This window comes from Marinobacterium sediminicola, assembly GCF_022343685.1.
GTDB classification, from domain to species: domain Bacteria; phylum Pseudomonadota; class Gammaproteobacteria; order Pseudomonadales; family Balneatricaceae; genus Marinobacterium; species Marinobacterium sediminicola.
The window spans coordinates 2,398,099-2,421,000 of sequence record NZ_CP092123.1 but is presented as its reverse complement, the minus strand read 5'-3'; the positions used below and the strand labels follow the sequence as shown (position 1 = coordinate 2,421,000).

Annotated in this window: 21 protein-coding genes; 11 read left to right on the top strand and 10 right to left on the bottom strand. The window is 56.0% G+C overall.

Annotation, left to right across the window (positions count from 1 at the left end):
* Positions 1–145 precede the first annotated feature (145 nt).
* The 7 genes from LN244_RS11145 to LN244_RS11115 all read left to right on the top strand — a co-directional run bounded on the left by LN244_RS11145 (position 146) and on the right by LN244_RS11115 (position 8,815).
* The gene (locus tag LN244_RS11145; protein ID WP_239039860.1) at positions 146–769 is read left to right on the top strand and encodes an NBR1-Ig-like domain-containing protein; all 624 of its coding nucleotides are present in this window, start codon (positions 146–148) and stop codon (positions 767–769) included.
* 130 nt (positions 770–899) lie between these two features.
* The gene (locus LN244_RS11140) at positions 900–2,741 is read left to right on the top strand and encodes a TonB-dependent receptor (protein ID WP_239039859.1); all 1,842 of its coding nucleotides are present in this window, start codon (positions 900–902) and stop codon (positions 2,739–2,741) included.
* Positions 2,742–2,824: 83 nt separating this feature from the next.
* Complete coding sequence (locus tag LN244_RS11135) at positions 2,825–5,047, top strand: heavy metal translocating P-type ATPase (protein ID WP_239039858.1); 2,223 nt, start codon at positions 2,825–2,827, stop codon at positions 5,045–5,047.
* A 98-nt stretch (positions 5,048–5,145) separates the two neighbouring features.
* Positions 5,146–6,819 (top strand): methyl-accepting chemotaxis protein, encoded by a 1,674-nt coding sequence (locus LN244_RS11130; RefSeq protein WP_239039857.1) that lies wholly within the window; start codon positions 5,146–5,148, stop codon positions 6,817–6,819.
* Positions 6,820–6,894: 75 nt separating this feature from the next.
* On the top strand, positions 6,895–7,599 hold the full coding sequence (locus LN244_RS11125; RefSeq protein WP_239039856.1) for a DUF6134 family protein: 705 nt from the start codon (positions 6,895–6,897) through the stop codon (positions 7,597–7,599).
* A complete protein-coding gene (locus LN244_RS11120; RefSeq protein ID WP_239039855.1) occupies positions 7,596–8,375 on the top strand; it encodes an SDR family NAD(P)-dependent oxidoreductase in 780 nt (259 codons plus the stop codon). The genes LN244_RS11125 and LN244_RS11120 overlap by 4 nt, the downstream gene beginning before the upstream one ends.
* Positions 8,372–8,815 (top strand): nuclear transport factor 2 family protein, encoded by a 444-nt coding sequence (locus tag LN244_RS11115; protein ID WP_239039854.1) that lies wholly within the window; start codon positions 8,372–8,374, stop codon positions 8,813–8,815. The genes LN244_RS11120 and LN244_RS11115 overlap by 4 nt, the downstream gene beginning before the upstream one ends.
* Positions 8,816–8,867: 52 nt before the next feature.
* Here LN244_RS11115 and LN244_RS11110 read toward each other — a convergent pair whose 3' ends face one another.
* Genes LN244_RS11110 through LN244_RS11090 form a run of 5 tightly spaced genes read right to left on the bottom strand, consistent with a single transcriptional unit; the run spans position 8,868 to position 14,143 of the window.
* Positions 8,868–9,425, bottom strand: coding sequence for a DUF3833 domain-containing protein (locus LN244_RS11110; RefSeq protein WP_239039853.1), 558 nt, complete (start codon positions 9,423–9,425; stop codon positions 8,868–8,870).
* Between the two features lie 21 nt (positions 9,426–9,446).
* On the bottom strand, positions 9,447–10,721 hold the full coding sequence (locus tag LN244_RS11105; protein WP_239039852.1) for an MFS transporter: 1,275 nt from the start codon (positions 10,719–10,721) through the stop codon (positions 9,447–9,449).
* Positions 10,721–11,986, bottom strand: coding sequence for an SAM-dependent methyltransferase (locus LN244_RS11100; protein ID WP_239039851.1), 1,266 nt, complete (start codon positions 11,984–11,986; stop codon positions 10,721–10,723). The genes LN244_RS11105 and LN244_RS11100 overlap by 1 nt, the downstream gene beginning before the upstream one ends.
* Entirely contained in the window at positions 11,973–12,770 is a 798-nt protein-coding gene (locus LN244_RS11095) for a DUF1365 domain-containing protein (RefSeq protein ID WP_239039850.1), read from the bottom strand. The genes LN244_RS11100 and LN244_RS11095 overlap by 14 nt, the downstream gene beginning before the upstream one ends.
* Entirely contained in the window at positions 12,767–14,143 is a 1,377-nt protein-coding gene (locus LN244_RS11090; RefSeq protein ID WP_239039849.1) for an NAD(P)/FAD-dependent oxidoreductase, read from the bottom strand. Before LN244_RS11090 ends, LN244_RS11095 begins: the two co-directional genes overlap by 4 nt.
* Before the next feature lie 145 nt (positions 14,144–14,288).
* Here LN244_RS11090 and LN244_RS11085 point away from each other — a divergent pair, with 145 nt between their 5' ends.
* The 4 genes from LN244_RS11085 to LN244_RS11070 all read left to right on the top strand — a co-directional run bounded on the left by LN244_RS11085 (position 14,289) and on the right by LN244_RS11070 (position 18,072).
* Positions 14,289–14,909, top strand: a complete 621-nt coding sequence (locus LN244_RS11085) for a sigma-70 family RNA polymerase sigma factor (protein WP_239039848.1) — start codon at positions 14,289–14,291, stop codon at positions 14,907–14,909.
* The gene (locus LN244_RS11080; RefSeq protein ID WP_239039847.1) at positions 14,906–15,556 is read left to right on the top strand and encodes a ChrR family anti-sigma-E factor; all 651 of its coding nucleotides are present in this window, start codon (positions 14,906–14,908) and stop codon (positions 15,554–15,556) included. Before LN244_RS11085 ends, LN244_RS11080 begins: the two co-directional genes overlap by 4 nt.
* Before the next feature lie 13 nt (positions 15,557–15,569).
* Positions 15,570–16,538, top strand: coding sequence for a YbgA family protein (locus LN244_RS11075; protein ID WP_239039846.1), 969 nt, complete (start codon positions 15,570–15,572; stop codon positions 16,536–16,538).
* A gap of 115 nt (positions 16,539–16,653) precedes the next feature.
* A complete protein-coding gene (locus LN244_RS11070; protein WP_239039845.1) occupies positions 16,654–18,072 on the top strand; it encodes a cryptochrome/photolyase family protein in 1,419 nt (472 codons plus the stop codon).
* Positions 18,073–18,143: 71 nt separating this feature from the next.
* Here the strand turns inward: LN244_RS11070 and LN244_RS11065 are convergent, their stop codons facing one another.
* Genes LN244_RS11065 through pilB form a run of 5 tightly spaced genes read right to left on the bottom strand, consistent with a single transcriptional unit; the run spans position 18,144 to position 22,786 of the window.
* On the bottom strand, positions 18,144–18,368 hold the full coding sequence (locus LN244_RS11065) for a DNA gyrase inhibitor YacG (RefSeq protein WP_239039844.1): 225 nt from the start codon (positions 18,366–18,368) through the stop codon (positions 18,144–18,146).
* The gene (gene coaE / locus LN244_RS11060) at positions 18,361–18,984 is read right to left on the bottom strand and encodes a dephospho-CoA kinase (RefSeq protein WP_239039843.1); all 624 of its coding nucleotides are present in this window, start codon (positions 18,982–18,984) and stop codon (positions 18,361–18,363) included. Before coaE ends, LN244_RS11065 begins: the two co-directional genes overlap by 8 nt.
* Entirely contained in the window at positions 18,984–19,838 is an 855-nt protein-coding gene (locus tag LN244_RS11055) for a prepilin peptidase (protein ID WP_239039842.1), read from the bottom strand. Before LN244_RS11055 ends, coaE begins: the two co-directional genes overlap by 1 nt.
* 2 nt (positions 19,839–19,840) lie before the next feature.
* Positions 19,841–21,073 carry a type II secretion system F family protein gene (locus LN244_RS11050; protein ID WP_239039841.1) on the bottom strand — a complete coding sequence of 411 codons (1,233 nt, stop codon included), beginning with the start codon at positions 21,071–21,073 and terminating at the stop codon, positions 19,841–19,843.
* A gap of 12 nt (positions 21,074–21,085) precedes the next feature.
* A complete protein-coding gene (pilB, locus tag LN244_RS11045; protein ID WP_239039840.1) occupies positions 21,086–22,786 on the bottom strand; it encodes a type IV-A pilus assembly ATPase PilB in 1,701 nt (566 codons plus the stop codon).
* Positions 22,787–22,902 lie beyond the last annotated feature (116 nt).

Below are 22,902 nucleotides of genomic sequence, written 5' to 3'. Positions count from 1 at the left end.
GGTCCTTTATAGTGCTTTTCTCGACTCGCGGAAGAGGGCGGGTTGAGTTGGAATAGCGGTTTGTTTAATCTCGACTGAACACTATCAATTCATGTGTTCACTGTGTTGGACACGCTTGTTACATCCACTGACCAAGGAGGTCTGCTTGAGCGCCATTGAGTTTTCGGATCATCTGAGTGCTCTCATTGCCGGCAGTGGCCTGAGCAAAAAGGAAGTTGCCCTGCGGGCAGGGATTTCCAGAGCCAATCTTTACAACCTTCTCAATGGGCAGGTCGCCGAGGCGAAACTGTCAACGCTCATCGCGATATCAGCCGCAGTCGGCGCCCACCCACTTGACCTGATCCGCATCTACTTCAAGGGGATGGGGGCGCCAAGATCGGCTTCCAGTTACAGGGGTATCGCAACAGGATTTGTTCAGGATGTGACCTTTCCAGACTACTCCGTCGTGTATGCCGGAGAGACTTTTGCCAAGGTGTGGGCGGTAACCAATACCGGTACCGAAGCCTGGGACAACATGTTTTTACAGTGTCAGGATCAGCCCATTGAAGTGGACGGGTTCCGGGTGGGGCTTGAGCCGCTTGAAAGCAGGGTGCCGGTTCCGACTGCCGAGCCCGGTGAAACGGTAGAGGTGACGGTCATGCTGAAGGCACCGCAGCTGCCCTGCACCGTCAAGAGCGAATGGAAATCGACGGACCAGGGCGGGAACCTGCTCTTTCCCGACAAGGCCCCGCTGTACTGTCTGGTTAAGGTGGCGGACATCAGTGTTTAGGCGGGGCGTAGTGTTTGGGGTTGGCTGTCTGCTCCCGCTTGCCAGTGCGCTGGCCGAAGAGCCCGTGCTTGTACTGGTAACAAACGGTCACTCACCTCCGGTCAGTACAAGCCACTCGCCCGACCGCTTCATGCAGACCTCACATCAACTCAGCGTACCCGATCCGGGGCTGTCCTCGATTGAGGACTGGTCATATCGTGTACCAGCCGTCCAGCCTTCCCGATTGGGAGCCGGAACCGGCAGTGACATCATGATCCGAGGCTTCAGCAGTGGTGGCCGCCTGTTGCTGGATGGCATGCTGGACAATCAGCACTATTTTGTCCGTGACCCGGCCACCATCGAATCAATTGAAATCATCAAGGGGCATAACAGTGTGCTGTATGGCTCCGGTGCGCCCGGTGGGAGTCTGAATTATCGCCTCGCTAAGCCACACTTTGAGCATCGTCGCACGGTCTGGGCAGGGGCGGGGGATTACGGTACCTACCAGGCAGGGCTTGATATCGAATCCCCCGTTACCAACCGCTACGCCTTTCGCAACATACTGTCGTGGCAGGCATCGAAGGGATGGAAAGCCAACACGGAAGACCAAGGCCTGGCCTGGCTTACAAGCCATGCGTGGCAACCCGGAGACCGCACCCTGCTCAGGTTTGACTGGGAATTTTCGCGTCAGACTTACCCCTACGACTTTGACAATGTATATGCCAATGGCAGTCCCGTGTATGGCAGCTCCTATGTACACCCTGCCAGCCGGGCGGATCGGCACTATCACCGGCTGGAGCTGTTTGCCGAACAGCAGCTCACGGACCGGGATCAACTTGAATTCAGTCTGCGCCATATTCGGGGGCGCCGTGATGAGCGGCAGATCGGTTTTTACTACATGATCAATGATCAGCTGCCGCTGATGGGGTTTGACCAGCAGGTGGATGACCGTTTCAGACAGACAACGGGACGGATTCAGTATGCCCGGATTCTGTCCTTTGGCAGCCTCAAGGCCGGGTTTGACTGGCATCAGACAGATAACGCCTATGACAACCGGCGCCAGATTGCCGGTTTTTGGCTGGATATATACAACCCGGACATGAGTTTTGCACCGGGGGACCCGGCCACCTACCAGCGCAGACCGGGCGGTCATGACTGGCGTGAACAGGCTCTGTTCATCAAGCAGGATGTACAGGTCTCGCAGCGGTTGACGCTGGCGGCAGGGTGGCGGCGCAGCCGATATCGCCTGAACAGCTGGCTTGATCCCGTGTACCGGACATCCGCTCAGGGTCTTCATGACAGCCTGGCAGTGGGGCTGGCCTATCAACTCAGCCCCTCGACCCGTCTTCTGGGCAGCTACAGCCAATCCTGGCTGCCCAATGCGGGAACGGATCGCAACGGGGAGGGGTTTGATTCCAGCCGTGGTGAACAGCTGGAGCTGGGTATCAACACAGAACTGGGGCGGGGGAAAAGCCTCAACCTCAGCCTGTTCAACATTGTACAAAGTGATGTGCTGGTGCGGGACCCGGATGATCCAGCCTACCGAATGACAGCAGGTGCAAAGCAGGTCAGAGGGCTGGAGTTGACATTGCACTATCCCCTGACGCGACAGCTGGACCTGTCTCTATCCGCCGGCCTGCTTGATGCGGTTTTAAGCCGTACTGGAGATGCCTATGAGGGCAATGACTTTCCTGGAGTACCCAAACGCACAGCCTCATTAATCCTGGATTATCGGCCGGTCACGGATGTACAGCTGCAGGCCAGTGTTTTGTATCAGGGGAAAAGGCCGGGGGACCGCGCCAATGGCTTTTATGTCGATGCCTTTACACGGCTGGATCTGGCCGCAAGCTGGCAGCTGTCACGCGATACAAGGCTGATGGCCTCAATCGAGAATGTAACCGATGAGCAGTACGTCAATTATGTTGCGGCCGCCGACTTTGTGCGCTTTGGTGCTCCGCGGAACCTGATGCTGGGGTTGCGTCATCACTGGTAAGTCGGAACCTCTTGACCCTGTATCCGACTTCAGGGTTTATCATTCAGTTATAGAAAACCTCGAAACAGTATTAGAGGGTCGTTATGGCTATTTATCAATTCGCTTTGCACAACGTACGCTGCGCTGGCTGTGTACGCAGTGTGGAAAAGTCCCTGAGACAAACTGAGGGGATTGACGACTTTGCGATCAATTTTGCTGATCGCACCGCATCGGTACAAACCGATGCTGATCCTCAGGTCGTGATTGAGGCGGTAGAAGCGGCTGGATATGGTGCTTCGCTGATGCAGGATCAGGATGATTACGAGCAGCGAGCTGAGCAGGAGCGACAGGCGTTCAAGACAACGCTGCGTAAAAGTCTCGTGGCACTGTTGGTGGGAGCGGTATTGATGCTGGCGATGCTGGCTGGGTGGATGCCGGACCTTCATAGCGGCAGTGGCATGTTTCAGGGCGTGACGCTTGGTGTGATTACCCTGGCGATCATGGCGTACAGTGCCGGGCACATCTACAAAGGCGCCTGGAAGGGACTCTTTCATGGTGACCTCAACATGGACACCCTGATTGCCCTGGGAACAGGGACCGCTTGGGTCTACTCCTCAGGCTTGTTAGTGGTGACGGCGGTGTCACCGGGTATCCTGCCTGATGCGGCCATGCATCTCTACTATGAAGCGGCGGTAATGATCCTGGGCTTCATTCTGTTGGGACAAGCGTTGGAAAGCCGCGCGCGGGGCAATACCAATGATGCGTTACGCAAACTGCTGGATCTCCAGCCACGGGAAGCCTTGCGTATACGTGATGGTGAAAGCAAATTGGTTCCGGTGGCAATGTTGCTGCCCGGTGATCGGGTACGCATCCGCCCCGGCGAGCGGGTACCGGTGGATGGTCAGGTCATCGAAGGCAGCAGTCATCTGGATGAGTCGATGCTGACGGGGGAGCCTTTGCCTGTGAAGCGCAAGGCGGGTGATCAGGTCACCGGCGGTACTGTCAACGGTCAGGGCAGCTTGTTGATCGAGGTGCTGGCAGTGGGCCAGAAAACTGTTTTGGCTCAGATTGTGGCGACCGTTCGAGAAGCACAAAACGCGAAACCTGCATTGGGACGTCTGGCGGATCGCATTGCCGCCATTTTTGTTCCCGTGGTGATAATCATCGCAATTTTAACTGCTATTCTGTGGTTATGGCTTGCACCGGCTCCGGCCTGGCCCTTCGCCATCGTCGCAGCGTTAACCGTGCTGATCGTCGCCTGCCCCTGTGCTCTCGGATTGGCGACCCCCATGTCAGTGATGGTCGGCGTTGGTCGAGCTGCCGAGCAGGGGGTATTGATCCGAAATGGGGATGCGCTGCAGCAGGCACAGGCGATTACGACGGTTGTGGTCGACAAGACCGGCACCTTGACCGAAGGTAAGCCGGTTGTGGTTGACCTGCATGCAGAGGGAGAAGTGGATCAATGGCTGCAACTGGCGGCCAGCGTTGAACAGCACTCGGAACACCCTCTGGCACAATCAGTGCTGAACTACACGCGTGAGCAAGGGCTGTCCCCTGTCGATGGTGAAGACTTTGATGCCACGGCTGGCAGCGGGGTGCGCGCACGTGTCGCTGAGAAGCTGGTGTTGCTGGGCAATCGGGACTGGATGCAGCAAAATTCTGTTGATACTGCCGACTTTGATCAGAAGGCCGACCACTTTAGTCGTGCAGGCCGGTCATTGATCTGGATGGCGGTGGACGGGCAGTTGAAATTGCTGATGGCCATCGCCGACCCGCTGCGCGAAGACAGTGCTGCAGCAGTGGCCAGATTGCATCGGCAGGGGCTTGAAGTCGTCATGTTGTCCGGGGATAACCGGGAAACAGCCAATGCCATTGCACGTGAGGCAGGTATCGATCGGGTGATTGCTGAAGTAAAACCCGAGGAGAAGCAGGCCGTGATTCGTGATCTTCAGGCTGAGGGCAAGGTGGTTGCAATGGTCGGTGACGGTATCAACGATGCACCGGCGCTGGCTCAGGCGGATATCGGTTATGCCATGGGGTCCGGAACGGACGTGGCAATCAGTTCAGCCGATGTCACCCTGATGCGTTCCAGCCTGACGTCGGTGGTGGATGCCATTGCGGTTTCCCGTGCGACGGTTCGCAATATCAAGCAGAACCTGTTCGGGGCGTTTATCTACAACAGTCTGGCAATCCCTGTAGCCGCCGGTTTGTTGTATCCCTGGACCGGCTTGTTGCTGAATCCGGCTATTGCCGGTGCCGCTATGGCGCTTTCTTCGGTGACTGTTGTGAGTAATGCTCGACGCTTGAAACGAGTGACGCTAAATTGAAACAACTGTTTCTCTATTGTTGTTAACAAAGGAGCTTTGTTTTACATAGAATATGCATTCTTCCTTGTATACAAGAAGGTAACGGACCCATGTCGGGAATGAAACTTAAAAGCAAACTGCTGCTTTTGTCATTGCTGCCGATGGCACTGGTGGTGGTTGCTATCATGCTAATCGTGCGCACCCAGATGGAAGCGATGGGTGACTCGGAGGTCCAGCGTATAAGGGAGAGCATGCTGGCCGCCAAACAGGCGGAACTCAAGAACTATGTCGAGCAGGCTGTAACCGCTATCAAGCCGGTTCAGGCGCGTGCCGACCTGACGACGACCGAACAAGAGCAGCAGGCCGTCGAAATCCTCAATGCCATGCGATTCGGCACAGACGGGTATATTTTCGGTTATAGCCCCGAAGGTGAAACCCTGGCCCATGGTGCCAAGCCCTCCCTGATCGGCAAGAACATGATCAGCCTGAAGGACGCCAACGGTGTACCTTTGGTGCAGGATCTGATCTCGGCGGGCCAGAACGGTGGTGGCTACGTCGAGTATGAGTGGGAAAAGCCGGGAACCGGTCAGTTGGCCCCGAAACTCAGCTATGCGGCTCAGGTGCCCCAGTGGGGCTGGATTCTGGGAACGGGGTTCTATATCGATGATATCGACACTGAAGTCGCCAAGGTTGAAGCCAGTATCCGTGATTCGGTAACGGCGACCCTGACACTGATTGCGATTTCCTCACTCGTGTTGTTGGGTGTTGTCAGTGCCATCAGTTTGGTAGCTTCCGGCAAAATCATCCGCCCGCTGCAGCAGATTGCTTCGGCGCTGCGTGATATTTCGCAAGGAGAGGGAGACCTCACTCGCCGTCTGCCGGTCGAGTCCAGAGATGAAGTCGGCGATGTGGCGCGCTGCTTCAACGAATTTGTCGAGAAAATCCAGTCGCTGGTCAGGGAAGTACACGTTGCCGTGAGCTCACTGAGTGCTTCGACGGAGTCGATGAAGCAGGTAGTCAGTCGCGCCCATGAGGACGCCCACGTTCAGAAGGGCGAAACCTCTCAGGCCGCAGCGGCCATTCATGAAATGGCAGCAGCTGTTCAGCAGGTGGCTGGCAGTGCCTCTCAGGCAGCTGAAGCGGCACGTGAGGCTGACAAGGAATCCGTCAATGGTGAGGGTGTTGTTGAGCAGACCATCGACTCGATCAACCGCTTGGCTGATGATGTGAACCGCTCTGCGGAAGTGATTGCCAGTCTGGATTCCGATGCCGACCAGATCGGAACCGTGATCAACGTGATTCGTGAAATTGCCGAACAGACGAACCTGTTGGCGTTGAACGCAGCGATTGAGGCGGCGCGTGCCGGTGAGCAGGGCCGAGGCTTCTCCGTGGTGGCCGACGAGGTGCGAACACTGGCTACAAGAACGCAGCAGAGTACTGATGAGATTCAGCGCATGATCGAAAGCCTGCAGAGCGGCGCTCGCCGTGCGGTGACCGAAATGCAGAACTCTCAGGCGCAGAGTCAGCAGACCATCGTTCAAGCGGATACTGCGCGGAGTTCGCTGCAGCAGATTACGCACTCGGTCAGCACCATCACCGAGATGAACACCCAGATCGCCAGTGCTGCCGAAGAGCAAACGGCCGTTGCCGACGAGATCAGCAAGAGCGTTCAGCAGATCGCCGACATTGCGGACAAGGCAACCCACAATGCCGAAGAGCTGGCCGGTACGGCAACCCGGATGAGCGAACTGGAGCGTCAGTTGAACGAACTGGTATCCCGCTTCAAGATCTGAGCCTTAAAGGCTTGAAATCCCCCTTGGTTGAACCAGCTCGGCTTGAGCTGCGTAAACAGCCAAGGGGGATTTTTTATGTCCAGATGGTTGCGTTTTCTCAGCGTTCATTCAGCCTTGTGCAGTCTGTTGATTGCACTGCCCGTCAACGCCGTTGAGCCACTTAAACTCTACGGTACCGAGTCCGTCTACCGCGTAGAGCGCAAGGGCGATCCTATCGGAGAGTATCGGCTTAGATTTCGGCCCAAGCCTGATGGCAGTTTTGCTGTTGAAGCATCCATGCAGCTTGAGCTTAAAGTATTGGGACTTTTCCGCTATGCCTTCAGCTATCGTGCCGAAGAGCTTTGGCAGGAGGCAAACCGGCTGAAGGCCATGACGGTGTTCATCGATGATGATGGTGATACGCGTGAGTGGCGTGTTGAACGGCGTGAGGATGGCCTCTACCGTTTGGAGGGCGATAAACAGGCCTTGCGCCTTGGCGATCAGCTTTTGACCACCAACCACTGGCACCCCGGTATGCCGCACCAGACCAGTGTGCTCAATACGCTGACCGGTGATGTGAGTCGTCTTGATGTCCAGTCGTTAGGTGAAGAGATGATACAGGTCGGGGAACGCAAGCTGACGGCTTTGGGTTACCGGCTGGGAGGCGATCTGGAGGATACGCTGACCTGGTATGACTCGACAGGTCGTTGGCTGGGCATGGAATTTACGGCACGTGATGGTAGCCGTATCCGTGTGCAGCTGCAGGCAGCGAATGAGTTGGCAGAGCGGGGAGCTTTATGAGCAGCGTTATGCCTCGTTTTCCCCTGGTCTGGATTACCGGAGCCGGTACCGGCATTGGACGTGCAACGGCCCTGTCTCTGGCTGCCAAGGGATCAGACGTCATTGTCAGTGGCCGCCGCGCCGATGTGTTGGAAGAGGTTAGTGCGCAGGCAGTTGGGGACTGTCTGGAGGGGCGCATTTTGCCTCTGGTGATGGACGTCACCCAGCCTGGGGCCTATCAACAGGCACTGGAACATATTGAGCAGCAGTGGAAATTGCCCGATCTGGTGATCCTGAATGCCGGTAACCATCAGCCAATGCCGTTGGCCAGTCTCAACCTCGATACCTGCCGTACGTTGATGGAGGTTAACTATTTTGCCGTGATGGCTGGCCTTGAGGTGCTGCTGCCCAGAATGAAAGCGCGGGGTTCGGGGCAAATTGCATGTACCGCATCCTTGGCCTCATACAGGGGGCTGCCTACAGCCGCTGCCTACGGAGCCAGCAAGGCTGCTTTGGTTAACGCCTGTGAAGCACTTCAGGTGGAACTTCAAGGCAGTGGTGTACGCTTGCAGGTCATTAACCCGGGGTTCGTCAAAACCCCGCTGACAGATCGCAACACCTTTGCCATGCCGCAGTTGATCTCGCCGGAAGAGGCTGCTGAAGCCTTGGTGAGGGGGCTCCACTCCAGCGGCTTCGAAATTCGCTTTCCTCGTGGATTCGCCTGGACGCTGGCACTGCTGCGGCGCTTGCCGTACCGTATCTATTTTAAATGGGTCAAAAAGGGGACAGGTTTTTGACTGTTCATCATCACGAGCTGGCCCTGCGTGAATACGCAGACGCTTTTGCCAGTTTAACCCCACATCGAATCGATGCCCTGTGCAAGCGCGTCAGCGTCGACATTCACTTCCGTGATCCGTTTAACGATCTCTATGGCCGAGATGCCTTGCGCGACCTGTTGGTCGATATGTTCGAGCGCGCAGGTCGTCCCGGTTTCAGTGTTGACGAGATCTGCTGGCATGCCGAAACCGGTGTTGGCTGGTTGCGTTGGCGTTTCGTGGCACTGCTGCCTGTTATTGGTGAACTGAAAGTCGAGGGAGCCAGCCGAGTGGTCATCGGTGAGGATGGACTGGTCAGCGAACATCTGGATTTTTGGGACAGTGCTCCGATCTATCTCAAGTTGCCATTCATAGGTGCCTTGCTGAGAAAGGTACGTCGGAAAATCTCAGTCCAGGAGTAATGGCCTCTGACATAGGCACAATCAGAGGCACGTGAATGATTTTTCACTTGGATCAGAGTGAAAAGGGCGGTTGCTTCAGTTGGTCGGCATGGATGAAAAACAGCGTCACGACGCCGAGTTGAACCCCCCACTTGCGTACCTCTGCCTTATTAACCAGCACATTTCCCGGTTGCAGGTACATCCAGTCGTCAAAGGTAACCCGCCAGCTGCCATCGCCGACCTTCAGGTCCATGCGGTAACGCCAGTTCAGTCGGTTGCCCTCACTGATACCTTCTGCGGTCCCGACAATGTCATCTGCCCGGCCTTCATATTGCCCGGGACCGGTCGGTCTAATGGTCCAGACTCGGTGATCTCTTTCACCGTCGCCGTACAGAAAGCGCTCGTCAAGAATCAGTCGCTCACCATTCCAGTCGCCGTCAATCTCAACCTGAAACTGGCGGCGCAGGTTGCCAAAACGGTCCTCGAAAATGCCCCAGGCATATACCTTGCCCTGAAAGAACTCTTCGATCTTGAGTGTTGGGCCTTGTTGGCTCAGAGATTCGGTCTTCATCGGCGAACATCCGGTTAGCAGAACAGCAAAGAACAGCAATAGAACCTGTTTAATCCGCATGGGGAGCTCCATCGGTGTTGATCAGGTGAGCAGTTTGATGGCTGGCGGCTGCCTGATTGGGTATGCGCGCAGCCAGATCACCGCTATGACCTTCAATACGCAGGGAACGCCGGCATAGATCAGAGCCAGCCATAGGTCACTGTGTTGCTCAAACAGGTAGTCGGTAAGTTCGAGCAAGCCCAGTCCCAACAGTGCCGACACTGCCAATGCCAGCTTGTTGGCTGCGTTCCAGCAGGCAAATAACAGCCCGCGTCGCTGCAGTCCGGTTTGCTGGTAATCCCAATCGCATACGTCAGCCTGAAGGGCGTGTGGCAGTGCAAGGTCTGCCCCCAGGGCAAGCCCGGTCAAAATGCACACAGGTATAAACAGCAGCATGTCACCCGGTCCCAGCAGTGTGGCGGGCAAAAAAGCGGCCACGGCAAACAGCATCGCCCCGCGCCAGATGGCAACTTTGGAGAAGTGGCGGCTTAACTGAAGCCACAGGGGCAGCGAGAGTACCGCTGCGCCAAAGTAGACAAGGATCAACAGGCCGCGGTCGCTTTCCTCTCCTCCCAGAGTACGGCTGATATACAGGGGGAAGAGCACGGCAGGCACGCCGTTGGCGATGCCGTTAAAAAACCAACTGCCCAGTAATTGGCGAACGGGCTGCTGTCGCAGCAGTTGTCGCCAATAACCCGTTGTGCCGGCGTCAGCCAGCTCGGGCAAGGGGGTTCGGTGAATCAGTACAAACAGGGCCGGAGCTCCCAGCAACAGTGTGCTCAGGGCGATCCAAAGCAAGACCTCAGAAGTGGTGGCGCCAAACCAGAGACCCAGAGCAGGCAGTAGTGCTGAAATCAGTAATCCGATCAGCCCAAGTCCTTCTCGCCAGCTGGCCGCACGGGCACGCTGGTGACTGTCGTGACTCAGGGCTGACAGCCAGGTTAAATAGGGCACCTGAACCAGTGTCCAGCCCAGATAGAGGATCATTGAACCGGCGAGTAATGACAGTGCTGGCGCCTCTCCAAGAGGACGTACCAATAGTGCCAGGCCGGGCAGGCAAAGCAGTGCTCCGATGATCATAAACCGGCGAAAACGCTGTGGCTTGCCTCTATCCAGCCAGATTCCAATGAGTGGATCGGTGATCAGGTCACTGAGTCGGGCCAGCATCAGCAGCAGACCGGTGAGCCACAGTGCCAGTCCCCACTCTTCGACATACCAGCTTGGCAAGAGTACGTAGAAGCCGACCGTTGGCAGTGCCAAGGGCAGGGCTGGCAGCGCGTACGCCAACAGCCGGGACTGAGGCAGGGAGGAAGACATCACTTCAGGCGGTAGAGGCCTACATCGATACTGCCGTTGCGGAAGCCCGCTTCGCAGTAGGCCAGATAGTAAAGCCACATGCGGCGAAACCGCTCGTCAAAGCCCTTATCGCCTGAAGCCAGTGCCTGGACTCTGGGCCACTGAGCGATAAAACTGTGTCGCCACTCGCGCAGGGTATCGGCATATCCGAGTGCAAAGGTCTGCTCCAGATCCAGTGTCAGCCCGGCGTCACTGATTGCGCTACGAAGGCGTTCGGGGCTGGGTAGCATGCCGCCCGGGAAAATATAGGTCTGGATGAAGTCGGCGCCGTTGCGGTAGCGTTCGAAACGCGCTTCCTCGATACTGATGATCTGGAGCACTGCCTGTCCACCGGGCTTGAGACAACGTTTGACCTGGTCAAAATAGGTGGGCCAGTGTTCTTCGCCGACCGCCTCGAACATCTCGATGGAAACGATGTGGTCGTAGCGGTCATCCAGATCGCGGTAATCGGTGAGGGTAAAGCGACAGAGTTCGTTCAGACCGGCAGCTTCGATCCGCTCACGGGCGTATTTCAACTGTTCGACCGAAAGAGTGACCCCGTGCACCTGGGCGCCGAACTCACGTGCCGCGACCTCGGCAAAGCCTCCCCAGCCACAACCGATTTCCAGAACGGTCTGTCCGGGCTGAAGCTCAAGCAGTTCACAAATACGGCGGTACTTGTTCAGCTGGGCCGCGTGCAGGGCTTCGGGGCCGTGATTCTCGGCCCCTTCAGGGTAGAGTGCGGCCGAATAGGTCATGCTCGGGTCGAGCCAGAGTGCGTAGAAATCGTTTCCCAGATCATAATGATAGGCGATGTTGCGCTTTGAACCGCGACGAGTGTTTGCCCTTAACAGGTGGCGCAAGCGGTTTAATCCGCGCAGCAGAGCGTTCCCCTTGGCCAGCGCCTCCAACTGTTGCTCGTTACCCAGCGCCCAGTCGAACAGCGATACGAGGTCCGGGCTGTCCCAGTCTCCTTCCATCCAGCCTTCGGCCCAACCGATGGCTCCGCCCCTTAGAAGGCGGCGCAGGGAACGATAGTGGCGCAGACGGACTTCGGCTCTGGGCTCGCCATCACGGGCGTGGCCAAACTGGAGTAACTGGCCCGAGGGTAGCTGCAGGTCGAGGGTGCCATATTTCAGTTCTGGCAGGTGAGCGAGCAGGGTGTTCAGACACCAGCGGTTGAACCAGCCGGTGGTCTGCGGCAGGTTGTCCAGCCGGGACAGTTGGCGATATTCAGACGGTTTCATGGCGTTTGTTCCCTTGGTCTAGCACCAATGTTGTTCGATGGACCGGCGGTGCCGGGCGAGGCTGTAGAGGCACCTTCTTGCGCCAGATCTGCAGGGCTTCCCAATGGATGCCGGCAATCACTTTTAAGGTCATCAGCGGGTAGCCGAAGAAGGTTCTTAAAAGACTGCGATCATTCAGTTCACGCCGTTGGCCGGTAAAGGTGGCATGAAGAACGGGGCCTTCTGCATCGGTCTGGCGGATGCAAACGGCGACCTGATTGGCAGGCGGCTGCATGCGAAAATGGTAACGGGTGGCCATGCTGATGAAAGGCGAGACATAGAATTCCTTGTCGCAGCTCTGGCGGATCTGCCCGGAATAGCCGTCCAGCACCGGTATCAGGTAGTTGTGCTTCTGATTAAAGGTATTGCTGACCTCGTAAAGAATGGCGGCCAGCTGGTCATCCTCGTTATAGCAGTAGAACACGCTGAGCGGGTTGAACACGTAACCTAGGATTCTCGGGTAGCAGAGCAGCTCGACGCGACCCTTGCCGAGGTCGAACCCCTGCTGGCTGAGGGTCTCGCGTACCTGTTCGACAAGTGGTCGGTCACTGCCGTCGCCGTGATCACGTTCATGGAAAGAGAACAGGTTGAATCGATTCAACGAGAACAGTTTCAATCTTTCTGCCAATGAGGGCAGCTCGTCAAGGTCGACCAGCATGGACGTGACCCGGTAGATAAACCGGTGACGCCGAGGCTTCATGCGGTGATGCATGACGTTGCCGGCATACAGGCAGGACTGATTCATGCCACTGCCCCCGGCAGCCAGACGACACGGGGGCGACTGTTCTCCTGAACGTGGATGCGGCTGCTGGGCTCATCGAGTGTCCAGGGGCGCTGTTGACCGCCCAGCTGCTCAGCAACCGCCAGACCGGCCTGCAAGCCATCTTCATGGAAGCCGTAACCGAAGTAGGCGCCACAGAACCAGGTATTCTGGCGACCCTGCAACGACCAGATCTCTTTCTGGGCGGCAATGGATTCAAGGCTGAACACCGGGTGGTCATACAGGAAGCTGCGCAGAATCTTGCCATCGGCGGGCTCTTCCAGCGGGTTCAAGGTCACGAATACGGGATGCTCATGTGGCAGGTGCTGAAGGTTGTTCATCCAGTAGGTCACCGAGATTGCGTCCGGGTGTTGTCCGGATGTGCCGCGGCTATCGGTCAGGTAGTTCCAGCTTGCCCAGGCGGCACGGCGGCGCGGCATGAGGCGCTCATCCGTGTGCAGCAGCGCACGGTTTCGCTGGTAGGGAAATGCACTTAGAAGGCGCTGCTCTTCAGCGGTGGGCTCGGCCAGAAGCCCGAGTGCCTGATCCGCATGACAGGCGAGAACGACATGATCGAAAGTCTCGCTGCCACCATGCAGGAATTCAACGATGACCTTGCCCTTGTTGCGATGGATCTTGTGGATACGACTGTTGAGGCGCACGCCATCACCAAGCTCGGAGCAGATTCGATTGACATACTCCCTGCTACCGCCGGTCACGGTGCGCCACTGAGGGCGGTCTTTCAACTGAACCAGACCGTGGTTCTGACAGAAACGCAGGAAAGTCACCGCCGGATAGTCCAGCATCTGATCGGCAGGCGTGGACCAGATTGCAGCCCCCATGGGGATCAGATGGCGATGAATGAACGCCTGGCCATATCCGCGGCTGGCCAGCATTTCCCCCAGGGTCTGAGTTTGAACTTCCGGAGCCGTAATCAGAGACGGCGCTTCCCGATAGAAGCGCAGCAAGTCAGTAATCATCTGCCAGTGGCCAAAGCGGAACAGATTGAGCTTCTGTGCAAACAAACCACCCAGACCGCAGCCGCTGTATTCAATCTGGCCCTGGTTTATGGAAACGCCGAAGGACATATCCGTTTTCTGGCTGGGGACACCCAGTGCGTGAAAAAACTCGACCAGATTGGGGTAATTGACAGGGTTGTATACGATAAATCCCGTGTCGACAGCCATCTCACCGTGAGGTGTGGAGACATTAACGGTGTTGGAGTGGCCACCGGGACGATCGTCTTTTTCGAACAGGGTTACCTGGTGCTGTTTATTCAACAGCCAGGCTGCGGAGAGCCCGGAAATACCGGATCCGATAACGGCAATTTTCAATGGCCTGATCACGTTGATGCTCATGAGGGGGCTATCCTGTATTCAGTCTGGTTGAACGTTGTTACGTCAGCAACGTTCCGGCTAGATCATCAGCATCAATAGTGTAATCTAATTGGAAATTGGGTGATCCAACTGATCCTTTGTCGCTTCAGATGCGTATGGAGAGCAAATGCAGGAAAACGATGCCGAAGGAGGCGATGTGAACGCTGCCGCCGTCACCCCGCAAGAGATGACAGCCGAGGAGAGGAGAAAGCAGGTGCGCGATGACTGGAGTGCCTGTCTCTCGGCCCTGGCCGAGACACGGGACAAGTCTGAATTTGCCCGTTTGTTTGCCTATTTCGCCCCTCGGGTCAAAGCCTACATACTGCGTCTGGGCATGCCGGAAGCCACTGCCGAGGAGGTCGCTCAGGAAGCGATGCTGCTGGTCTGGCGCAAGGCTCACCTGTTCAACGCAGCCAAAGCCAGTGCCAGTACCTGGATTTTTACGCTGGCTCGAAACCAGAGTATCGATCGTATGCGGCGGGACAAAATGCCGCTGTACGAGTTACCGGAGGAAGAGCCCGATCCGGAGCACCGTGATCTGGGCGAACACTCGGTGATCGAAGTGCGTATGAAAGAAGCGATTGCCACATTGCCGGAAAGCCAGGCTCAGGTGCTGCATCTTTCTTATTATGAAGGCAAAAGCCATTCGGAAATTGCTGACCAGCTGGGAATTCCGCTGGGCAGTGTCAAGTCGCGATTGAGGTTAGCATTCAGTAAGCTCAAGGCTTATTGGGGGGAAGATTCGTGAAGATCAGCCATCACTTTGACGATGCCACCCTGATGGCTTACTCGGCTGGAAGCCTGCCACAGGGTATGGCGCTATTGGTCGCCTGCCATTTGCACTGGTGCGAGCAGTGTCGTGAGCGTACCCGTGAAACGGATGCGGTTGGCGGTGCCATGCTGGACAGCCTGACACCGGCGATGCTGACAGATGATGCTTTGAATGCGGTTCTCGCCTGTCTGGATGAACCAGAGCAGGAGTTCAGTTTGAGCAAGGCGGAACCTTTGGCCGATGATCATCTGCCGGCCCCGCTTGCGCAAGTGCTTGGCAAGCCCATTGATGACCTGCCGTGGAAACGCATCGGTTACGGTGTTCGACAGCTTGACCTGGAGCTGGATGGGCCCGGAGCGACCCGTCTGCTGCGTATATCCCCCGGGGTATCGGTGCCGCATCATACCCACAGCGGAAATGAATTGACCCTGATCCTGCAAGGGTCCTACAGTGATGAGATGGGTCGCTTCTGCCGTGGTGATGTCGCAGATCTGGATGGTGAGGTGAGTCACCAGCCAATTGTCGATACCGACGAAGATTGCATCTGCCTTATCGCCACCGATGCACCGTTGAAATTTTCCGGCCTGATGGGGCGGCTGGTGCAGCCGTTCATTGGTCTCTGACAGGAGTCATTTCATGCCCGATCAAGTTCCGCTTGAACGCAAGATACCGGTTGGGATCAGTGCCTGCTTGACCGGGCAAAAGGTACGCTATAACGGCGGACACAAGCAGTCGCGTTACTGCCTCAATGTGCTGGAAGACTGCTTTGCATTCGAGCCGTTCTGCCCAGAGGTTGCCATTGGACTGGGCATTCCGCGTGATCCCATCCGTCTGGTCGGTATGGAGGGCGAGCACCCGCGTGCGGTCGGTACAACCGATCCGGATATGGATGTAACCGATGACTTGATGCGGGTGGGAGAGGAGTTCGTGTCTCGCCATCGCCATCTGCGCGGCTTTATTCTGATGAAAGGGTCACCCAGCTGCGGCATGGAAAGGGTTAAGGTCTATCACCCCAATGGGATTCCTCATCACGCTGATCGGGGGGTGTTCGTTCGTGCACTGCGTGAGTTCTATCCGGAACTTCCTCTGGAAGAAGAAGCTCGGATGAACGATGCCGTGCTGCGGGAGAATTTCATCGCGCGTGTCTTTGCCTATGATGACTGGATGACCAGCGTCGAGGTGGAGCCGTCTTATCACGCGATCCTGCAATTTCACAGTCGCCAGAAGTACCTGCTGATGGCACATCATTATGAAGGCTATCGTGAACTGGGGCGCTACCTCGCCGATGCACACGATTTGCCTCTCGATGAAGTCAAACAGCACTATCTGAGTCGTTTCATGGAGCATATGGCTCATAAGGCGACGCGCAAGACCCATACCAATGTGCTGCAGCACATTCTGGGTTACCTGAAGCGTGAGATCGACAGCGACTGCAAACAGGAGATGCTGGACAGTATCGAGCAATACCGGCTGGGGCATGTCCATCTTGTGGTGCCCCTGACGTTGCTCAAGCATTACGTCAAACGCTTCGGCAATGACTATGTCCGGCAGCAGACCTACCTGAACCCTCATCCGCATGAACTCGGACTGCGAAATTATATCTGATCAAGAGTCGTCTCCGGCTTGAGGGCACTGCGTCCCTCAAGCCGGACTCAATGGACGGGTGTTCTCCTCCTGTTGTTCGATATTCACCATTATTCGCAAAAGGTAGTCAGCGACGATGCAACTGGTTTGGTTTCGTAATGACCTGAGACTGGCAGACAATCCGGCCCTCAGTGCAGCCTGTGCGGCGGGGGAGCGGGTCAAGGCGCTGGTGTGCCTGACACCGGAACAGTGGACTGAGCATAACGAGTCCGAGGCTCGACAGAGGTATTGGCATGCTCGCCTTGACTGGCTGGAGCAGGCGTTGCTGAAAGGCGGTATTGAGCTGATCCGTTTGCCATTGCAACGCTTTTCCGATTGCCCTGACGCCATCCTGCAGGTGGCACAGCAGCAGGGAGCCTCAAAGTTGCATTTCAACTATGAATACCCATTGAACGAGCGCAACCGAGACCGTCTGACCTGCGAACGGCTGGAGAGCGAGGGGATTGCCGTTCAAGGTCATCATGGCGATCTGATTGTGCCTCCCGGGCAAGTCGTCACCGGGCAGGGAACAGCATTCAAGGTGTTTACCCCTTTCAGTAAGGCATGGCTACGCTGTTTGTTAAGGCTGGAACATGAGCCTTTGCCTTCACCGGTTCAGGGGGATGAATGCGCCCGTGATCAGAAAAGAGACACCGACAAGCCGTATCGAGCCGGTAAAAGAATTCAGCGTTTAGGGTCAAGGTACGCACCAGAGCCGGATACGGGTTACCCGGTCAATGACGATGACCTCCATGAAGTGCTGCAGCGTTTTGTCCATGAGCAGGAGCCTGACTATCAGCGGTTGCGTGACTTTCCTGCTCGCCATGCTACCTCCGGCCTTTCACCGGCGCTGACCATTGGTGCCCTGTCGGCGAGGCAGTGTCTGGCGAGACTCAAGCAGGCTCATGACGGCGACGGCTGGCAACAGAGTACCTGGTTGAATGAGTTGGTGTGGCGAGAGTTTTATCGCCATCTGCTGGTGAGCTTTCCTGAGCTCAACAGGCTGACCCCTTTCCGACCCGATGTGGAAGCCCGGATCACCTGGTTGGACAACGAAAAGGCTTTTGAAGCCTGGAAGGCAGGGGAAACCGGCTTTCCAATTGTTGATGCAGCGATGAAGCAGTTATTGGCCACCGGCTGGATGCATAACCGATTGCGCATGATTGTGGCGTCGTTCCTCACCAAACTGTTGCGCATCGACTGGCGGCGTGGAGAAGCCTTTTTCATGTCAAAGCTGATCGATGGGGACTTCGCGTCCAATCTGGGGGGCTGGCAGTGGAGCGCTTCAGTCGGTGCGGATGCGGCGCCTTACTTCCGTATCTTTAATCCACAGTTGCAGAGTGAAAAGTTCGACCCCAATGGCGAGTTTATCGCCGAGTGGTTGCCTGAACTTCGCCATCTGGAACCCAAGGCACGGCATAAACCGGGCGCGGGACAAGAATACGGGCGTCCGGGGCCAATCATCGACTATAAACAGGCGCGTCAGTCGGCACTGGATGACTACAACGGCGGCTAAATTGAATAGATTATGAGAGGGTGCAAGGTGATCATGCACCCATACGCAGAATGGCTACAGGGATAGCGGACTCAGTGGCGGGTCGGTGTGAACCCCATTTCGTCAGGTGTCATCCCTGAGCTGAAATCGTCCAGTGAGGGCTCGGCAGCAATCTGGTAGCTTTCACTGGCCCATTCGCCCAGATCAATCAGCCGGCAGCGTTCCGAGCAGAAGGGGCGCCATTTGTTGTTTTCGGTGTAGGGTGCAGGCTCACCGCACTGGGGGCATTTGACCATCTTGACGGGTGTATCATTCATCCTGCGCATCCTCCTCGGCAGCCAATGTCAGCAGCTGCGGGTGCAGAGCGCTTACGGCGTCGGCCAGGGCTTCTTCGTTGCCACTGTTGTCGAGGATGAAGTCAGCATGACTCAGGCGTTCATCACGATTCATCTGGGCAGCCAGAATCTGGCGGACCTGAGGTTCTTCGATGCCGTCGCGCTGCATGGTGCGTTCGATCTGAAGCGATTCAGGAACATCCACCACAATCACCTTACTGACCAGCAGGTGCTGATCCGTCTCCAGCAACAGTGGAGACGCCAGAACGGCATAAGCGTGACCGTCGGCATCGAACTGCTCAAGCGTATCCAGGATAGACTCACGAATCAGCGGGTGTAGCAGGGCTTCCAGCCAGTTGCGTTCGCGTTCCTTGTCGAACACGATACGACGCAGGGCTGCACGATCAAGATTGCCATCGGTCTTGATGACATCCTGGCCAAAGTGGGCCGCAATTTTTATCAGTGCTTCACTGCCCGGTTCTACGACCTGGCGGGCCACCAGGTCTGCATCGATGACCGGCACACCCAAAGCTGTAAAACATGCGGACGCAGCGCTTTTTCCACTGCCAATACCACCTGTAAGACCTGCAACCAGCATCAGAAACTCCCAAGATATGCAGAGATAATCGGTTCACCCCAGATCAAAGCGATCCAGCCAGCAATGGCCAGATAGGGGCCGAACGGCAAAGGATTCTGCGCCTGATGGCGGCGAAAAGCAATTAGCACAACCGCCAGCACGACACCCACGACAGAGGATAGCAGGACGACAAGCGGCAACACCTTGACGCCCCCCCAGGCACCGATTGCGGCCAGCAGTTTGAAATCACCATAGCCCATGCCTTCCTTGCCGGTCAGCAGTTTGAAGACCCAGTAGACGCTCCACAGAATCAGGTAACCGGCCGCTGCACCATAGACGGCGCTTTCCAGCGACGTGAAGACGCCCTGAGTATTGATCAGCAGACCCAGCCAGAGCAGGGGCAGGGTGATGGAATCCGGCAGCAGGTGATGATCCAGGTCGATAAACGTCAGGGTGATCAGCGCCCAGGTCAGTAACACCAGTGCTCCACCGGTCAGGGTCAAGCCAAATTGCCAGATAATCCAGGCAGAGGTCAGGCTGGTCAAAAGTTCCACAAAGGGATAGCGGAAGGCAATACGGGTGCCGCAACCGCTGCAGCGACCACGCAGTACCAGCCAGCTGATGACCGGAATATTTTCGAACCAGCGGATCTGGTGGCCGCATTCACCACAACGGGAGCGGGGAGTCATCAAATTGAAGGTCGGAAGCTGCTCAACCTGCTCGCCCGCTTCGGACTTCAGCATCGCATCCCACTCGCGCTGCATCATGACCGGCAATCGCAGGATGACCACATTCAGAAAGCTGCCCACGAGCAGGGACAGTACCAATGCAAAAAGAGCCGCCAGCAGCGGCTCTGCAACTAATAATTCAATCATGCTTAACCAACCACATTACCCAGCTGGAAGATTGGCAGGTACATGGCGATCACCAGGCCCCCGACGAGGACACCCAATATCGACATGATCATCGGTTCGATCAGGCTGGAGAGGTTGTCGACCGCGTTATCCACTTCTTCCTCATAAAAGCTGGCGACCTTGTCCAGCATCATGTCGAGTGAACCGGCTTCTTCACCAATTGAAACCATTTGAACAGCCATCGCAGGGAAGACGCCGGTCATATTAATCGCATTCTGTAGCGATTGGCCGGTTGAAACACCGTTTCGAATCTGAAGAATGGCGTCTTCGTATACCACGTTGCCTGCAGCCCCGGCAGCAGAGTCAAGTGCTTCAACTAATGGTACGCCAGCTGCGAATGTAGTCGCCAATGTGCGAGTAAAACGTGCAATGGCGGCTTTGTGTAAAATGGGGCCGAATATCGGCATTCGAAGAACCGCGCGGTCGACAAAGTCGGAAAATTGTTTTGAATTCGCACGCGCTTTAGTGAAGCCGAAGCCAATGGCCGCCATGCCGACCATCCCTACGAACCACCATTCCTGCATCCATTCCGATAGGCCTATGACCCATTGTGTAAATGCCGGCAGATCGGCACCAAAGCCTTGGAAAACGTGCTCAAACTGAGGGACGACCTTAACCAGCAGAATGGCTGAAACGATAATACCTACGATGATTACTGCTATGGGGTAGGTTAGGGCTTTCTTGATTTTTTTCTTAAGGGATTCCACTTTTTCTTTGTAAGTGGCAATACGGTCAAGAATGGTTTCCAAGGCACCTGACTGCTCCCCCGCATGAACCAGTGAACAGACCAGGTCGTCAAAGTGCTCGGGATGACGCTCGAGTGATTGTGACAGGTCTGAGCCGCTGTTGACGTCATCACGAATGGTGTAAATCATCTTCTTGAGTTTGTCTTTCTCTGTACCATTGGCCACGATCTCCATGGCCTGAAGCAGAGGAACACCGGCTTTCATCATGGTCGCAAGCTGGCGTATAAAGTAGCCAATATCCACGGGCTTGATCGGTTTGTTCTTGGCGCTGAAAAGACTGCTGCGCTCTTTTTGTACCTTGTTTGGCTTTATACCTTGCTTACGCAGCAGAGCTTTAGCAGTGGCCAAGCTATCTGCATCGATTTTGCCCTTGCTGGTATTACCGCTTTTGTCTTTACCTTGCCAGACAAAAGTAAACTTATTGGGTGTCTTTTTTGCTGCCGTAGCCATTTTCTATCCCTGTCAGGTTTTAATAACCCGGTTCAATTCTTCAAGACTGGTCACGCCCGCCGCCACTTTAAGCAGCCCTGATTGGCGCAGAGTCCTGAACCCTTGCTGCTGTGCTTCACGCAGGATATCAATGGAGTTACCGTTCTCCATGATGCACTGTGCGATTTCACCTGACATCTTCAACATTTCATAAATACCGACCCGTCCCTTGTAGCCTCGGTTGCAGTGGCCGCAGCCTTCATGGTTGGCTTCATACAGCTGCAGGCCAGGTATCTGCTCCGGGGTAAAGCCTTCTTCCAGCAAAGTGGCTTCCGGCAGGTCGGCCGGTTGTTTGCAATTCTCGCAAAGTCTTCGTCCCAAACGTTGTGCAATGATCAAGCTGACCGAGGTTGCGATATTGAAAGCCGGGACCCCCATGTTGCGTAAACGGGTCAGGGTCTCGGGGGCACTGTTGGTATGCAGGGTGGAGAGCACCATGTGACCTGTTTGTGCTGCCTTGATTGCAATCTCCGCCGTCTCCAGGTCTCGAATCTCACCCACCATCACCACGTCGGGGTCCTGACGCAGGAACGCACGTAGTGCTTCTGCAAAGGTCAAACCCACCTTGGGGTTCACATGGACCTGGTTGATCCCTTCAAGGTTGATTTCTACCGGGTCCTCAGCCGTCGAGATATTACGCTCTTCGGTATTGAGAATATTAAGACCGGTATAAAGCGAGACTGTCTTACCGGAGCCGGTGGGGCCGGTCACCAGAATCATTCCCTGTGGTTGCTGTAGTGTAGTGAGGTAGGCTTCCTTCTGATCCGGTTCAAAGCCGAGTGCTTCAACTCCCATCTTGGCACTACTGGGATCAAGGATACGTAACACGATCTTCTCGCCCCAAAGAGTCGGCAGGGTATTGACGCGGAAATCGATGGCACGCTTGGCCGAGACTTTCAGCTTGATACGGCCATCCTGGGGTACGCGCCGCTCGGAAATATCCATGCGCGACATCACCTTCAAACGTGCGGTCAGGCGGCTGGCGAGATTCAAGGGCGGCTTGTGGAATTCCTGCAGCATGCCGTCGATACGGCAGCGCACGCGATAACTTTTTTCGTAGGGCTCAAAGTGGATATCCGAGGCCCCTTTCTTGATCGCATCCAGCAGCACCTTGTTGATAAAACGAACGATGGGTGTCTCGTTGGCTGCATCTTCAGCGTCATCTTTTTCATCGACCGGCTTGTCTTCACCGAGTTCGATATTATCCAGGTCAGTATCTTCCAGCTCCTCCATGGCATCATTGGCATTGTCGAGAAAATGCTCAAGCTTTCGAGCAAGCTTATCCTCTTCAACGATGACCGCTTCGGTGGTTTTGCCGGTGCTGAACTTGATTTCATCCAGAGCCTGTATATTGGTGGGGTCTGCCAGTGCGACATAGAGACGATTTTCCCGCAGCATCAACGGCAGGGTCTGGTGCTTGGTAATCAGCGCTTCCGAAATGACGTCCCTGGGCAGGGCGTCATCGTTGATGGCGTCCAGATCGAACAATGGCAAGCCAAACTCTTCAGAAGCTGCCGTAGCCGCCCGGTGGGCGCTAACCAACCGATGACTGATGATGTAATGAATAAAGGGCTGGTTGGCTTCGCGGGCCTGGGTCACAGCATCCTGCGCGACCTCGGCTGAAAACACACCATCGTTGACCAGCCGTTTGGCCAGACCTGTAAGGGGTTGCATTCCTTGAGACACCGGAGCTCCTGTCGCCGTATCTATACAGATTACAGAGTGGATCTAAATCTGATTTATGGTACTGCAATCAAAGCACAGGCGCAGCCAAAGTGTAAACGGTGACT

Coding starts and splice junctions, on each gene's coding strand:
- LN244_RS11140 (WP_239039859.1), top strand. CDS start 900: ATGCAGACCTCACATCAACTCAGCGTACCCGATCCGGGGCTGTCCTCG.
- LN244_RS11135 (WP_239039858.1), top strand. CDS start 2,825: ATGGCTATTTATCAATTCGCTTTGCACAACGTACGCTGCGCTGGCTGT.
- LN244_RS11130 (WP_239039857.1), top strand. CDS start 5,146: ATGAAACTTAAAAGCAAACTGCTGCTTTTGTCATTGCTGCCGATGGCA.
- LN244_RS11125 (WP_239039856.1), top strand. CDS start 6,895: ATGTCCAGATGGTTGCGTTTTCTCAGCGTTCATTCAGCCTTGTGCAGT.
- LN244_RS11120 (WP_239039855.1), top strand. CDS start 7,596: ATGAGCAGCGTTATGCCTCGTTTTCCCCTGGTCTGGATTACCGGAGCC.
- LN244_RS11110 (WP_239039853.1), bottom strand. CDS start 9,425: ATGCGGATTAAACAGGTTCTATTGCTGTTCTTTGCTGTTCTGCTAACC.
- LN244_RS11105 (WP_239039852.1), bottom strand. CDS start 10,721: ATGTCTTCCTCCCTGCCTCAGTCCCGGCTGTTGGCGTACGCGCTGCCA.
- LN244_RS11100 (WP_239039851.1), bottom strand. CDS start 11,986: ATGAAACCGTCTGAATATCGCCAACTGTCCCGGCTGGACAACCTGCCG.
- LN244_RS11095 (WP_239039850.1), bottom strand. CDS start 12,770: ATGAATCAGTCCTGCCTGTATGCCGGCAACGTCATGCATCACCGCATG.
- LN244_RS11090 (WP_239039849.1), bottom strand. CDS start 14,143: ATGAGCATCAACGTGATCAGGCCATTGAAAATTGCCGTTATCGGATCC.
- LN244_RS11085 (WP_239039848.1), top strand. CDS start 14,289: ATGCAGGAAAACGATGCCGAAGGAGGCGATGTGAACGCTGCCGCCGTC.
- LN244_RS11075 (WP_239039846.1), top strand. CDS start 15,570: ATGCCCGATCAAGTTCCGCTTGAACGCAAGATACCGGTTGGGATCAGT.
- LN244_RS11070 (WP_239039845.1), top strand. CDS start 16,654: ATGCAACTGGTTTGGTTTCGTAATGACCTGAGACTGGCAGACAATCCG.
- LN244_RS11065 (WP_239039844.1), bottom strand. CDS start 18,368: ATGAATGATACACCCGTCAAGATGGTCAAATGCCCCCAGTGCGGTGAG.
- coaE (WP_239039843.1), bottom strand. CDS start 18,984: ATGCTGGTTGCAGGTCTTACAGGTGGTATTGGCAGTGGAAAAAGCGCT.
- LN244_RS11055 (WP_239039842.1), bottom strand. CDS start 19,838: ATGATTGAATTATTAGTTGCAGAGCCGCTGCTGGCGGCTCTTTTTGCA.
- LN244_RS11050 (WP_239039841.1), bottom strand. CDS start 21,073: ATGGCTACGGCAGCAAAAAAGACACCCAATAAGTTTACTTTTGTCTGG.
- pilB (WP_239039840.1), bottom strand. CDS start 22,786: ATGCAACCCCTTACAGGTCTGGCCAAACGGCTGGTCAACGATGGTGTG.